The organism is Levilactobacillus fujinensis, from assembly GCF_003946335.1.
In the GTDB taxonomy this organism is placed as follows: domain Bacteria; phylum Bacillota; class Bacilli; order Lactobacillales; family Lactobacillaceae; genus Levilactobacillus; species Levilactobacillus fujinensis.
Genome location: NZ_RHNX01000008.1, coordinates 12,861 through 26,066, shown reverse-complemented (window position 1 = coordinate 26,066; position 13,206 = coordinate 12,861). Strand labels below are relative to the sequence as shown.

Below are 13,206 nucleotides of genomic sequence, written 5' to 3'. Positions count from 1 at the left end.
TGGCTTTCAAGCTACAACTTACATCGCAACAGACACGACAGATAACTCTAGAAAGGGGCTAACTTATGAATCCTACTCTCACCAAGCGGCGGCTAGCCTGGCTGACGCTGTTATTGGGGACGGTAAGTGCGACGGGACCGCTCGCTATCGACCTGTACCTACCCGCACTCCCCCAAATGAAAACACAATTCGCCACGACAGCCTCACTCATGCAGCTAAGCATCACGGCCTGTCTGATTGGTCTAGCGCTGGGACAACTGATTGCTGGTCCATTATCGGACCAATATGGGCGGCGTAAACCTTTAATTATCGGCTTTATTCTCTTTGGCCTCGTTTCATTAGCCATGGCCTTTATTCATTCCGTCGCGCTTCTAATCATCCTGCGGTTCGTTCAGGGACTAGCGGGGGCTACCGGCCAAGTGCTGGCACGTGCCGTCGCCCGCGACCTCTTTTCTGGCGAGCGATTAACCCACTTTTATGCGCTGCTCAATACGGTTAATGGTGTCTTCCCCATCATCGCCCCGATCATTGGCGGCTTCATGATTCGTTACGTTGACTGGCAAGCAATCTTCATCCTATTAGCCATCATTGGTATCATTATCGCGGCAGCCGTAGCCGTGGGCTTACACGAATCCCTACCAGTCGACAAACGGCAAACGGGCGGCTTCAGCGCCTCTCTGGCCGCCATGGGCAAGTTGACGGTCCAACCCAGCTTCTGGCCGCTTATCTTAGCGACTGGGCTGGTCTACGGCGCCTTGTTCAGCTACATCTCGGCGTCGACCTTCGTCTTTCAAACGGGCTTCGGCATGGCCCCCCAGACCTTTAGCCTGCTATACGCCTTTAATGGCCTGGGAATCGTGGTCGGCAGTAACTTACCTGGCCGACTGGCGGGACACTACTCTAACCGCCAACAGGTCACTGGTCTCTTGCTCGCTGCGGCAACGGCCAGCGGTGTCCTCCTGGTTTCACTACTATTTCCTGCCAACGTCTGGCTGGTCGCTGGTTTGGTCCTGATCCTCGTGATCCTCATTGGGGCGCTGTTGACGCTGACCGTGACGATCATCATGGATCAGGCTACCCACAATGCCGGGAGTGCCTCGGCCGTTATCGGGCTGTCGCAAGACGCCTGTGGGGGCATCGTTTCCCCCTTAGTTGGGGTCACTGGCAGTTCTTACGCTGCTATGAGTGTGATGCTGCTAGTCTGCAACTTGGGCGCATTTAGCTTGGTCAAATACCAAGGACACCACATTAAATCGTAAGCAAAAACGCGTTTTCCATTCATTTGGAGAACGCGTTTTTTAATCACCTAAGCCTGCCGTGCCCACTGGGTGAGCTGTGTGGCCACATTTCGTAAAATTTTAATGCCTAATTGATAATCCGGTTCGGACCCCATCATGCGAAAAGCTAACGTCCAAGTATCGTGATAAATGCTGACGGTCAGCTGAAAGTTGGGCATCGGCCGGTAGGCACCCGCAAAGTAGATTTGGGTGACCGCAATCCCGTTAAAGTCCAGTCGCGTGTGATCAATGTGACCAAAGTTAGCGAAGGAAATTGCCGTGTTAGTATGGTGTTTACGGACCAAGCGTCGGACCAATTCCGGTGGCAAGGCACGACTCATTCGGCTGAGCTCGACCAATGGTGGGAGATAAGCCAACGACTCTCGCAACTCACTGATCGTCACCTGCGTCCGTTTAACCACTTCCCGAAAGTCTTCACCCTCTAATACGGTAATCGGGATCGGCATCTCACTGGTCAGATTCGCCACCTGCACAATATTGGTCGCGGCAACCGGTCCGTGCAATCGGAGATCGACCTGGTAGGGAATCACAAGTTGGCGTTCCCCAGTCAACGTGAAGAGGGCGCACGCGTAAGCTGCCAACAACACGGCATTCATGGTCACTCCCTGTTCCCTGGCCTTCTGCCGTAACCGGCGACTCTCGACCTGCGGAATAGTTGCCTCACCGCGGTGATGGTGAATGTCCCCATTAAACTGGGGCATTGCCTCATTGGCATGTACTGGCTGGCTCGTTGGCGCACCCTTTTGCGTCCGTAAGTGCGCCAAAATCTTTCGGACACTGCGTTCATTCGTAAAGTTGGTTAAGTCCTGACCCGCATACGCCGCAGCCAAAAGATAAAGGTAGTGTTTGAAGCCTTCGCCGTCCGTCAGTAAGCGACTCATTGATAGCCGTAACTGGTCGTAATCGTCCCTATGAATGACTTGGATCTTTAACTGGGGACCTACGAGGACGTCTAATTGTGCTCGCCCGGGATCATGACTAACGGTATATTCTTCAATGACGTGGGTCCCAGTTGCGAGGTCTTCCTCAAATCGATTCCACCGAAAATTATACCGGCTGAAGATCTGCGGAACGACGGTCTGCGTCGTCTGAACAGCGGCCTGCAACTGAACCACGTCGATGGGGTGCGTCAAACTCAGCGTACACTCGAGTAGCGGATAAGTTTGCGCTGCATCCAGCGTCGGCATTAAGTCTAACGGTTCGCCATGAAAATTCATGCTAACACCCCTCCTTGATTGATTAGCCACAGTATAACAAAGAGGAGGGGCACTTCTCTATTCAGACGGCGCGACATTGCTAAAAATTAATAGTCTCGTAATCTGACAGTCCATTTCCCAGCAAAATGGGTGGTAACTCCAGTCTGGTCTGTTAGAATGGAGGAAACGAATCTAAATTCATGAGGTGAATCTTTTGGTAAATCAAACACCCGTATCCTGTAATGCCACGCTCATTGTGACCAGTCACCGTGTCTTTCAACCCGATTTGAACGAACACGAGTCCGTCTTTGGTGGTAAAATTCTATCGCTAGTAGATGACAGCGCTTCCGTTTCTGCGGTTCGTCTCACCCACAAGACGGTCGTCACAGCGTCCTTTGACCACGTGAGCTTTCTGCAACCCTTTCATATAGATGATTCCATGTTCCTCGAAGCCTACGTTTCAGGCACGGGAACCCGATCATTGGAAGTCTTTGTTAAAATTATTGGCGAAAATTTGACCACTGGTGAACGTTTCGTGGGGTACACCTGTTTCATCACCTACGTCATCGAAGATCGCCGGGCAACGACCCCGTTACCGCCCGTCAAGCCGATGACTGATGAGCAGCGCTACATCGTTGCCGGCTACGAAAAGCGCAGTGCCCAGCGGAAACAACGGCGCGCCGAGCAACTTGAACTCAACGGTCATGTGTCGGTCGATTCGCCATGGCCCATTTAGAAAAGTTTCACGTGAAACAAGCCGACTGACTCGCCACCGTAAATTAGTGGTTGAATCAGTCGGCTTTATTTTTTAAGCACGCTTTGTTTCACGTGAAACAGACACCCATTCGCTGGCTAGCACGCCATACGCATACAGGTCGAGCCATTGACCATCCTGAAAAACTGCTTCCCGGTTCACACCTTCACGAACGAAGCCGACCGCCTCATAGGCATGAATAGCGGCTTCGTTATTGGCATTGACCTCCAAAGTAACCTTATGTAAGCCTAGCTCGTTAAAGGCAAACGACAGAATCGTGTTCAACGTATCCTCACCATAGCCCTGGCCCCGGTCACTGGCAACCGGTAACGCGATACCCAATGTTGCTCGCCGATTTTTGAAATAGACATCGTCGAGCATGACCCAGCCCAATAAACCGTCGTCGGCGTTCGCCCGTACCATGAAGAAGAAGTGCTCATTACTATCCGGCTCGGCAGCCAACTCGCTGTACTCTGCTGCCGTCCAAGGATGGCAGGCATCCGCCGATAAATTACGCAACAAGCCGGGCTCCCACTGCGTATCTTGCAACCATTCGGCATCCCCGTCCCGCATTTCCGTTAAGTGAACCCAGTTTCCTTGTACGACATCCTTCATGTTTAGCGACCCCCTCACAATATTGCTCTAACTGTACCACAAGTCGCCGGGCCGCCAAAATAGTTGGCGCCCACCACTAAATCAACTATACTTATCCCAAACAAAAGGAGGACGAGTAATTTATGAAAATTACTGTTATTGGCGCCACCGGAATGGCCGGTTCGGCTGTCGTAGAAGAGGCTTTACACCGCGGTCATCAGGTTACCGCCCTGGCGCGTTCAACTGAAAAATTGACCGCATTACCTGAAGATTTTAACTTAACCACCCAGGTTCAAGACGCCTTCGACTTGACCGCCGCCGACCTGGCCGACGCCGACGTGATCGTTGATGCCTTCGCAACGGCCCCAGATAAGGCCTACCTACACGTCGACCTGGCCACCAAGCTGATCAGCCTATTACGGGGTACCGATCATCCCCGTCTCGTCTTCATTCTCGGGGCCGGTAGTTTACGAACTGGTGCGGATAATCATTTATTCGTTCACGACATTGAAAAGGATCCCAACGCCGCCAACTTCGTTAGTGTGCCTCAGAATCAGCTAAAGGAACTCAACTTTTTACGTGATGTCGACAACGTCAATTGGGTCGGCGTCTCTCCCGCCGCGAACTTCCATCCTGGGGAGGCTGTCCCTGCCTTGTTAGGTGTCGACGACTTGTTATTCAACGCGCAACAAGACTCTGGTACCTCTGCCGGAACCATGGCAGTCACCATCCTCGACGAGATTGAAAAGCCACAACATCACCAAACCCGTTTCACGGTCGCTGATAAATAAAGTCAGTCACCATCTAAATTTGAAACTTTCTAGCGTCGTCCGTTCCCACGGGCGGCGTTTTTTGTTATCATTACCTCTGGCTAAACGCCATACCCTTCTCTGTAGAAAGTTGCGATTATATTGAAAACTCGATTAAACTGGCGGGAATTACTGTTCATCGGCATGATGCTCTTTGGCCTCTTCTTCGGTGCCGGTAATCTTATCTTCCCCGTCTTCTTGGGACAACAGGCTGGTCACCATGTCGGTGCAGCCATCATCGGTCTCCTGCTAACTGGAATTGGCTTGCCCCTGCTGGGGGTCGCCGGAATCGGTCTGACGCGTAGCGAGGGCGTTTTCGATTTAGCCAATAAGGTCAACCGCCCCTTTGCTTACCTATTTACGCTTTTATTGTATTTGACGGTGGGTCCCTTCTTCGCCGTGCCTCGACTGGCCACGACATCGTTTCAAATTGGTCTTGCCCCCTTTGTTCCGCAGTCTCACCAAGCCCTAACACTGGCCCTCTTTTCCGTACTCTTCTTTGCCCTTTCGTGGTGGCTAGCACGGAATCCCGGTGCGCTGATGACTTACATCGGCAAGTGGCTGACACCCTTATTTCTGATTCTCTTAGGGCTGCTGATGCTCGCCGCCTTCATCAAACCCATGGGCGGCTTCACAACGACCGCGCACGGCGCGTATGCCAGCAGTCCCCTGCTTCGTGGGTTTACCGAGGGCTATAACACGCTCGATGCTTTGGCCTCATTGGCCTTTGGAATCGTGGTGATCGATAGCATTCGGGCACTGGGCGTCACCGATCCCGGTCAAATCGCTAAGGACATTATCAAGGCCGGCACGATCAGCATTCTCCTGATGGGCCTCATCTACACCTTACTGGCCTTGATGGGCACAATGAGTTTGGGTCAATTCAACCTCGCCGCAAACGGGGGCATCACGCTTGCTCAGATTGCCAACTATTACTTTGGTGCGTTTGGGAACGCCTTACTCGCCCTAATTGTGATCATTGCCTGTTTAAAAACGTCGATTGGTTTGATCTCCGCGTTTGGGGACACGCTACACGAAATGTTCCCTAAATTGTCCTACACGACACTGACCATCTTCGCCAGTGTCGTCCCTTGTCTGATTGCCAACGTGGGCCTCACGAAAATGATCACTTACTCCACGCCGGTGTTGATGTTTCTTTACCCACTGGCCATCGTTCTGATCGTCCTCGCCGTCTTATCACCACTATTGGGAACTAGTCGGTGGTTGTGGGGCCTCAGCATGCTCTTTACCGTCATCCCCGCCATCTTCTCTGGCGTTGCAGCACTGCCACTAGCATTACAACGGGCCGGCTGGATGCAAGGCGTTTTAGCCCTAAACAATCAGCTGCCACTGGCCAGCCTTGGTTTCAGTTGGGTCGTTCCCGCACTGGTCGGTGTTGTGTTGGGCAAGGTCGTCGCTGTCTTTAAGGGAGTATAACTCCCTTTCTGGGCAATTAATTCCCCACTTACTTGAAATATCTGGTATGATAGTTGTAATTAAAATCTCATATTCTCATATTTCGAACGAAACGAGGTGTTTAGGATGACTCAAGACCGTTACCCAGTAACCCCCGTCAAGATTGGCGTAAGTCTATTGACGTTGGTGTTACTCTTTGCCATGTTGTTTATTCAGCAACCCGTCATTGTTGCCTTTCTCTGCTTTAGTTCGTTAATTACGGCGATGCTGCACTTCAATGTTTTCGAAAGCACCGCTGACACCAACCCTCTCAACAAGATCGACCTGGGAATTCAAGTGGCTTATTTGATTCTCTCCATTGCCCGGGCTTTTATTTTAGGGGGTCACCCTTAATCAATTTTCAGCATTCAAAACGTCAAGCGAGCTGGCAACCAAGATTGCTGGGCCGCTTTTTTCTTGTTGCTGAGGTTGAAAGCCAAAATGTTTGCGTTACTCTTGCGACAGTAGGAAATGTCACGGCTAAATTAGTGAAAACAGCCGCACTCCGGCTTTGATTGTGCAGGTCAATTCCAATCACTGAATCCCAAGTGGCTGCCAAAATTTAAGCATAATTCAATAGCGTTTCAAACGGCATGATCCATGTTTCCTCAGACCAACTACGTCAGCCGAGAGGTCGGCAGATATGGGCTCAGGCGCGTCGTTCTACTTAGTTAGTGGGTGAATTTCCCACTGGCTTAGTAGAAAACCAAGCTTGGAGACTCGGCCTTTTCGAGGCTTCAAGTTGCGTTCGCACCGATCCAGCCCATATCTGCTGGCTGGTAGGGCGCTGGTTGGACAACGTTGCCTAATTTTAGATCCAATATCGTTGTGACATCAATCATAATAAGTATTTTGGGATTTTCAACCTTTAGCTTGCTGAAATTTCAGTCCATTTGCGCTAAACTAAGTAAAACTTACAGGTAAAGGATGAACTCCCGTGAAAAAATACGCAATTTTTGACTTAGACGATACCCTACTCGACTTTACACGCGGCGAGACAGAAGGCATCACCGCCATACTGAAAAAATACGGTGCCCCCGACGTTCAGCGAGGCTTTGACACCTACGTTCACCTCAACCGCGAGATTTGGCAGCGCATCGAACAGGGAGCACCCCGTCAGCCACTACTCAACGAGCGCTTTGCACTGACCTTTAACGCGCTAGGCATCGCAGTCGACGGTGTGGCCCTAGAGGCTGAATACAACGACATGCTCAATCACAACTTCTACACACTCCCGGGCGCTCGTCGCCTACTGGATCACCTCAAGACCGCTGGCGTACAGCTTTTAATCGGTACGAATGGAACCAAACACACCCAACTCAGTCGCCTCGCTGGATCTGGAATCGGTACCTACTTTGATGGCGTCTATATCTCCCAAGACATTGGCTTCAACAAGCCTGATCCACGCTTCTTCGCGCCGATTTTCGCGCAACATCCCGATTTAACCGCCGCCAATACGCTCATGGTGGGTGACCGCCTGCAGTCAGACATTCTGGGCGCTAACAATGTTCAGCTTCCCAGCATCTGGTATAATCCCCAGCACACCACTAATCCTGGTACCTATCAGCCAACCTTTGAAGCCGCCGATTTTGCGACCGTGACGCGGTTGGTTCTCGCGTAGTTGCTTAACCCCACTCCGTCTCGATAACTGGCCGCTTTGGCGGTGTCGGTAACGGTGACTGCTGAAGAAAAGCCAACTCACGTAAGGCTTCCCATTCACTCTTCGGGATCAATACTGCAGCATGGACATCATTCGCGTCCGTTGGGGTGATCACAATCGTTTCCTTTAACTGATGAACCGCCGCCAAGAGTTCCATGAGATCGGTTTGCGCCATTTCTGGCGAATAGTGCTTCATAATTGATTTCCTCCTAAGGTCGCAAAACTCGCCCGTTAGCGTTGAAAATGACGTTAACGGGCGAGTTCTTTGTCGTGTTTTATTTTGTCTGTTGGTTGGCTCCGGCGCCACCTTCATTATCGGCTTCACCGCTGGCCCAAACCTTCGTTGCGTAGACGGCATTAAATAGTAAGGCCGCTTGTAAGGCTACCTGTGACAGATTTGCGCCCAGCGACCCAATTTTCGTGACTCCCATCAGGGTTTGCACGGTCAACGTCCCCCAATAAATAACGTTGGCAATATTAACGACGATCCACAATGACCAGTTTTCCTTGAATTTCAAAATATATAGCAGTTGTGCAATCAGACTGACCACAAAGTTGATGGAATCAAAGTAAGGCAACTGACCGTGCAGCATGGCCAGGACGACCCAGCCAATGATCCAAGCCACAAACGCACCCACAAAGATCATATTCCGGGTTTGCTTAGCGAACGAATGGGTTGCCTCATCGCGCCCCCACATCACCCAGCCGATCGGTTGTGAGACAACGTAGATGATGTCCATCGCAAACGAGCCATAGGCATGGCTGATCCACGCAATATACGTCATCGCCACACATTGAACCAGACCGAAGATGAATGAAATTTTTCGGCCCTTCATCCCGTAAATCAGACACAGAACCCCCATGACTCCGGAGACCATCCCAATTAAACTATCTGGCACGACCGCATACACGGCCACCTGTAAAATTAATAAGAGCGAAACATAGATGATCTCAAATTTTTTCCAATTTGTGAAAAGCTGGTTGAACCACCAACCATGTGTCTGTGTATTTGTCATGTTAATCCCCCTAATTTTCAGCTACTAATATATTGAAAGTTGCTAATAAGACGAATAGTAACGAGAGCTGACTCAGCGTCAGTAACTTGACTTGAACCTGCCGTACTAGCCGGTCGGTTGCTGAAAACGGATGTTGTCGTTGCCACAGAATCCGGGCAACCAATACAGTAGCGTTCACGATGCCGAGCAGCACTAAGACCCGTTCGTCTAGCCAAGCGGCTCGCCACGACCCTAACCCAATGTAAAGCAGGGTCAGAAGTAGAAAACTGTGCGCCAAATATCGCCACCGGTTTCGCATCGGACTACTCTGCGCTGGCAATTGTCGTACCAGTCGCCAATGCCAACCGTAAAAAAACACAGTCAACATGACGCCTACAATCTGCAATCCCGTTAGCACGTGTCTCCTCCCTTCAAGCCAGCGGAACATAGCACGAGTTTAACGTTGCCACTACTTGACTGGCCAGATATTCAGCTTTATCCGTTCGGTGACCTTCTTTATGTAAAAATTTCTAACCTGATCTAGCATCCCCACTGGTTTTCGTCATGTCTGAAACGCTTCAGCACCCAAGCTATTCGAGTGGATAATTATCTCACTACAGCTTTCAACTTTACCAACGCTCCGTGTCATTAACGCAAAGAACGTGTAAAGTTTATGTATACTAATTATTAATTTAATAATAATTAGTTGTTTTTTGTTATTAATTTTTAATTGATTACAAACAAAAAAGGGGCCCGCGACAGTCATCACGGGGCCCCTTTAGTTATTCAACTTTTTCTGGTCGAAACGTGTGCCAGAAGGCAACCGGTTAACCGCCTTTTGTCCCACTCTCCCTTTGTCACCAAACCTAGTTCACTTTGGCAATCTTACCTTGTTCGATATACACGCTCAGGATGGCAATATCAGCAGGATTGACCCCACTGATCCGACTGGCCTGAGCTAACGTTTCGGGTTGAATCTTCTTTAACTTTTGATGTGCTTCAGTTGCAAGACCATCGATGGCATCGTAGTCGATCTTAGCGGGGATGGCCTTGGCTTCCATGCGCTTCAACTTGGCCACGTTGTCTTCGGCCTTCTTGATGTAGCCAGCATACTTCAATGACACTTCGATCTCTTCAACGATATGCCGGTCCAACGGTTGTTCTGGAGCCGAAATGAACTGCAATAACGTTTGGTAATTGACGTATGGCCGCCGGAGGAACGCTGCAGCTAACACGCCATCTTGAAGTGGCTTGTCGCCGTGACTCTCAACAAAGGCATTGATGGCATCGTTTGGCTTGATACGAATGCTATTCAACCGGTCGATCTCAGCCTTCAAGGCCGCCTTCTTGGCTAAGAAATCAGCGTAACGGTCGTCACTGATCAGGCCTAATTCATGACCTTTCGCCGTCAAACGTAAGTCGGCGTTATCATGCCGCAAAATCAACCGGTACTCTGCACGACTCGTCAACAAGCGGTAAGGTTCCTTGGTTCCCTTGGTCACCAAGTCGTCGACCATGACACCGATGTAGGCATCGGAACGCTTCAACGTAAACCCTGGCTTGCCCAGCGCCCGTAAGCCAGCGTTGATTCCGGCTAACAGGCCCTGGCCAGCGGCTTCTTCGTACCCGGAAGTCCCGTTCGTTTGGCCTGCAGTAAACAGGTTCTTCAACGGCTTCGTTTCCAAAGTTGGCCGTAATTGATATGGGGAAACGACATCGTATTCAATGGCATAACCCGGCCGCATCATTTGTGCGTCTTCTAACCCCTTAATGGAGTGCAAAATTTTCTGCTGAACTTCTTCTGGCATAGACGTTGAAAGGCCTTGAACGTACCACTCATCGGTGTTGCGACCTTCTGGCTCCAAGAAGAGTTGGTGCCGTGGCTTATCAGCAAACCGCACGATCTTATCCTCAATGGATGGGCAGTAACGGGGACCGACCCCTTCGATCACCCCGGTAAACATCGGCGCGCGGTCGAGGTTGGCCTTGATGATTTCATGCGTCTTTTGGTTGGTATACGTCAACCAGCAAGACAGCTGATTCTTGATGTCGATGTAGGCACTGTCTGGCGTTGTAAAGCTAAAGTGGTTCGGCTCCTTGTCACCTGGCTGCTCCTCGGTCTCATCGTAATGAATCGTGTTACCGTCGACCCGTGGTGGCGTCCCGGTCTTGAACCGTTCGAGATCAAAACCATACTTGGGTAAATTAGCCGTCAATTTGTTGGCGGGTTGGGAATTGTTGGGCCCAGAGGAATACATCAGTTCCCCGATGATGATCTTACCGCGAGCAGCGGTCCCCGCCGCGATAACCACCGCCTTGGCGCTGTAACGCGCACCCGTATTGGTGATGACCCCTTTGCAGGCGCCGTCTTCCACGATCAAATCATCCACGATTCCCTGGCGCAAGGTCAAGTTGGGTTCCCGTTCAATGGTGTGCTTCATTTCGGCATGGTACGCATGCTTATCGGCTTGGGCACGTAAGGCACGGACGGCCGGTCCCTTCCCAGTATTCAGCATTCGCATCTGGACGTAGGTCTTGTCGATATTGCGGCCCATTTCGCCACCTAATGCATCGATTTCACGAACGACGATTCCCTTTGCAGGACCCCCGACAGATGGGTTACATGGCATAAAGGCCACCATGTCCAAATTGATCGTCATTAATAAGGTTTTGTTCCCCATTCGCGCAGCAGCTAATGCGGCTTCGCTACCAGCATGGCCGGCACCCACAACGATAACGTCGTAGTCCTGACCTGGATATTCAATTACTTCAGTCATTGGTTCTTTCCCTCCATGCTTAACTGCCACTGACGGCGGCTAAACGGTCTCTTTTGTGCGCAATTTTCCTAAACCAAAATTCGTGTTCGCTGCGGTTTCTAGTTGCATTTGCACCGACCTATCTGATAGCCGATAAGGCACGGTATTTCGCTAACTTTACTTCGTTATTTTCCTAAACAGAACTGGCTGAACAACTGGTCGAGCAGTTCGTCTTGGTAACTATCCCCAGTAATTTCACCGAGCAGGTCCCAAGCACGCGTCATGTCGATCTGGACTAAGTCAACCGGCATCCCCGCAGCAATCCCGCTCTGAACGTCCGTTAAGGCATCGCTGGCTTGATGTAGCAGACCAATGTGCCGCGCATTCGTGACCATCACGTTATTTTGATTGGACTCGATACCTTCATCGAAGAACAGGTGGGCGATGGTACCTTCCAGCTGATCCATTCCCGTGCTCTGCAGAATTGACGTTTCCATAATTGGACTATCCCCTGCAGCTGCCTTAACCGCCGCCAGATCAAGCTTCATGGGCAAGTCGGTCTTGTTCAAAATGAGAATGCGTTGTGTGTCGGCCGTCGCCTTCAGTAACGCCTTGTCTTCCGTAGTCAATTTCTCACTGGCATTCAAGACCAACATTACCAAATCAGCGGTGTTGATGGCCTTACGTGAGCGTTCGACCCCAATCTTTTCAACCTTGTCCGTGGTATCGCGAATACCAGCCGTATCGATCAGCTTCAACGGAACCCCTTTGACATTCACATATTCTTCGATCACGTCACGCGTGGTCCCGGCAACGTCGGTCACAATGGCCTTGTCTTCGTGTAATAAATGGTTGAGCAGACTACTCTTCCCCACATTTGGTCGGCCAACAATTGCAGTGGCCAGGCCTTCGCGTAAGACTTTTCCCTGTTTAGCGGTCGCAAGGAGCGACTTGATCTGCTTTTGAACCTCTTGGGCCTTCTCCAACAGCATCTTGGTCGTCATCGTTTCCACGTCATCGTACTCAGGGTAGTCAATATTAACTTCCACTTGGGCCAACGCATCGAGAATGTCTTGGCGTAAATTTCTAATCAAATGAGACAGATTTCCGTCTAATTGGTCCAAAGCAACCTTCATTGACTTATCCGTTTTCGCACGAATCAAATCCATGACGGATTCCGCCTGCGTCAAATCGATTCGGCCATTGAGGAAGGCCCGCTTGGTATACTCACCGGGTTCAGCCAACCGTGCACCATAGCTCAGGCAGAGCTGCAAGATCCGGTTCGTCGCCACGATACCACCGTGACAGTTGATTTCGATAATGTCTTCCTTCGTGTACGTCTTAGGCGCCCGCATAACGGTTGCCATGACCTCATCGACCTCTTCACCGTTCTCTGGATCAATGATGTGACCATAATGAATCGTGTGGGTGGCCGCTTTGGTCAAGTCAGCCCCCTTAAACAGCTTCTCTGCGACATCAAAGACCTCTTCACCACTCAACCGAATGATGGAGATGCCTCCCTCACCAGGTGGGGTCGAAATTGCCGCAATCGTATCAAATTCTGTGGTCGTGACTGCCATGAGCCATCCTCCTTGTTCTTTTCAATGTTGGTCCTTACATCAAGTTTATCGGTAGATTGGCCATATTACCCGGATACCATGCGTAAGAATGGACATTCAACAGGCCTGG

Annotated in this window: 13 protein-coding genes; 6 read left to right on the top strand and 7 right to left on the bottom strand. The window is 50.7% G+C overall.

Annotated elements, in window-relative coordinates; all coding sequences use genetic code 11:
* Window positions 1-65 precede the first annotated feature (65 nt).
* Complete coding sequence (locus EKM89_RS04650) at window positions 66-1,259, top strand: multidrug effflux MFS transporter (protein ID WP_125686133.1); 1,194 nt, start codon at window positions 66-68, stop codon at window positions 1,257-1,259.
* Between the two features lie 47 nt (window positions 1,260-1,306).
* Here the strand turns inward: EKM89_RS04650 and EKM89_RS04645 are convergent, their stop codons facing one another.
* On the bottom strand, window positions 1,307-2,515 hold the full coding sequence (locus EKM89_RS04645; RefSeq protein ID WP_125686131.1) for a condensation domain-containing protein: 1,209 nt from the start codon (window positions 2,513-2,515) through the stop codon (window positions 1,307-1,309).
* Window positions 2,516-2,708: 193 nt separating this feature from the next.
* Here EKM89_RS04645 and EKM89_RS04640 point away from each other — a divergent pair, with 193 nt between their 5' ends.
* The gene (locus tag EKM89_RS04640) at window positions 2,709-3,230 is read left to right on the top strand and encodes an acyl-CoA thioesterase (RefSeq protein ID WP_125686129.1); all 522 of its coding nucleotides are present in this window, start codon (window positions 2,709-2,711) and stop codon (window positions 3,228-3,230) included.
* Between the two features lie 72 nt (window positions 3,231-3,302).
* On the opposite strand, the gene EKM89_RS04635 is transcribed toward EKM89_RS04640, so the two are convergent.
* Window positions 3,303-3,863 carry a GNAT family N-acetyltransferase gene (locus EKM89_RS04635; RefSeq protein ID WP_125686127.1) on the bottom strand — a complete coding sequence of 187 codons (561 nt, stop codon included), beginning with the start codon at window positions 3,861-3,863 and terminating at the stop codon, window positions 3,303-3,305.
* A 122-nt stretch (window positions 3,864-3,985) separates the two neighbouring features.
* On the opposite strand from EKM89_RS04635, the gene EKM89_RS04630 reads away from it, so the two are divergent.
* The 4 genes from EKM89_RS04630 to EKM89_RS04615 all read left to right on the top strand — a co-directional run bounded on the left by EKM89_RS04630 (window position 3,986) and on the right by EKM89_RS04615 (window position 7,727).
* On the top strand, window positions 3,986-4,633 hold the full coding sequence (locus EKM89_RS04630; RefSeq protein WP_125686125.1) for an NAD(P)-dependent oxidoreductase: 648 nt from the start codon (window positions 3,986-3,988) through the stop codon (window positions 4,631-4,633).
* A 120-nt stretch (window positions 4,634-4,753) separates the two neighbouring features.
* Window positions 4,754-6,088, top strand: a complete 1,335-nt coding sequence (brnQ, locus tag EKM89_RS04625; RefSeq protein ID WP_164510504.1) for a branched-chain amino acid transport system II carrier protein — start codon at window positions 4,754-4,756, stop codon at window positions 6,086-6,088.
* Window positions 6,089-6,193: 105 nt separating this feature from the next.
* Window positions 6,194-6,460, top strand: a complete 267-nt coding sequence (locus EKM89_RS04620; RefSeq protein WP_125686121.1) for a hypothetical protein — start codon at window positions 6,194-6,196, stop codon at window positions 6,458-6,460.
* A 583-nt stretch (window positions 6,461-7,043) separates the two neighbouring features.
* Entirely contained in the window at window positions 7,044-7,727 is a 684-nt protein-coding gene (locus EKM89_RS04615; RefSeq protein WP_125686120.1) for a YjjG family noncanonical pyrimidine nucleotidase, read from the top strand.
* 4 nt (window positions 7,728-7,731) lie between these two features.
* Here the strand turns inward: EKM89_RS04615 and EKM89_RS04610 are convergent, their stop codons facing one another.
* The 5 genes from EKM89_RS04610 to mnmE all read right to left on the bottom strand — a co-directional run bounded on the left by EKM89_RS04610 (window position 7,732) and on the right by mnmE (window position 13,097).
* Window positions 7,732-7,962: a type II toxin-antitoxin system Phd/YefM family antitoxin gene (locus EKM89_RS04610; RefSeq protein ID WP_125686118.1), complete on the bottom strand. Its 231-nt coding sequence runs from the start codon at window positions 7,960-7,962 to the stop codon at window positions 7,732-7,734.
* Between the two features lie 79 nt (window positions 7,963-8,041).
* Window positions 8,042-8,782 carry a nicotinamide riboside transporter PnuC gene (gene pnuC / locus EKM89_RS04605; RefSeq protein WP_125686116.1) on the bottom strand — a complete coding sequence of 247 codons (741 nt, stop codon included), beginning with the start codon at window positions 8,780-8,782 and terminating at the stop codon, window positions 8,042-8,044.
* Window positions 8,783-8,792: 10 nt separating this feature from the next.
* Window positions 8,793-9,179: a hypothetical protein gene (locus EKM89_RS04600; RefSeq protein ID WP_125686114.1), complete on the bottom strand. Its 387-nt coding sequence runs from the start codon at window positions 9,177-9,179 to the stop codon at window positions 8,793-8,795.
* Between the two features lie 448 nt (window positions 9,180-9,627).
* Window positions 9,628-11,538 (bottom strand): tRNA uridine-5-carboxymethylaminomethyl(34) synthesis enzyme MnmG, encoded by a 1,911-nt coding sequence (gene mnmG / locus EKM89_RS04595; protein ID WP_125686113.1) that lies wholly within the window; start codon window positions 11,536-11,538, stop codon window positions 9,628-9,630.
* A 164-nt stretch (window positions 11,539-11,702) separates the two neighbouring features.
* Window positions 11,703-13,097: a tRNA uridine-5-carboxymethylaminomethyl(34) synthesis GTPase MnmE gene (mnmE, locus tag EKM89_RS04590; protein WP_125686111.1), complete on the bottom strand. Its 1,395-nt coding sequence runs from the start codon at window positions 13,095-13,097 to the stop codon at window positions 11,703-11,705.
* Between the last annotated feature and the right edge of the window lie 109 nt (window positions 13,098-13,206).

Excerpts from the sequence above, each read along its gene's own strand:
- EKM89_RS04650 (WP_125686133.1), top strand. The coding sequence starts at position 66 with ATGAATCCTACTCTCACCAAGCGGCGGCTAGCCTGGCTGACGCTGTTA.
- EKM89_RS04645 (WP_125686131.1), bottom strand. The coding sequence starts at position 2,515 with ATGAATTTTCATGGCGAACCGTTAGACTTAATGCCGACGCTGGATGCA.
- EKM89_RS04635 (WP_125686127.1), bottom strand. The coding sequence starts at position 3,863 with ATGAAGGATGTCGTACAAGGAAACTGGGTTCACTTAACGGAAATGCGG.
- EKM89_RS04630 (WP_125686125.1), top strand. The coding sequence starts at position 3,986 with ATGAAAATTACTGTTATTGGCGCCACCGGAATGGCCGGTTCGGCTGTC.
- EKM89_RS04620 (WP_125686121.1), top strand. The coding sequence starts at position 6,194 with ATGACTCAAGACCGTTACCCAGTAACCCCCGTCAAGATTGGCGTAAGT.
- EKM89_RS04610 (WP_125686118.1), bottom strand. The coding sequence starts at position 7,962 with ATGAAGCACTATTCGCCAGAAATGGCGCAAACCGATCTCATGGAACTC.
- pnuC (WP_125686116.1), bottom strand. The coding sequence starts at position 8,782 with ATGACAAATACACAGACACATGGTTGGTGGTTCAACCAGCTTTTCACA.
- mnmG (WP_125686113.1), bottom strand. The coding sequence starts at position 11,538 with ATGACTGAAGTAATTGAATATCCAGGTCAGGACTACGACGTTATCGTT.
- mnmE (WP_125686111.1), bottom strand. The coding sequence starts at position 13,097 with ATGGCAGTCACGACCACAGAATTTGATACGATTGCGGCAATTTCGACC.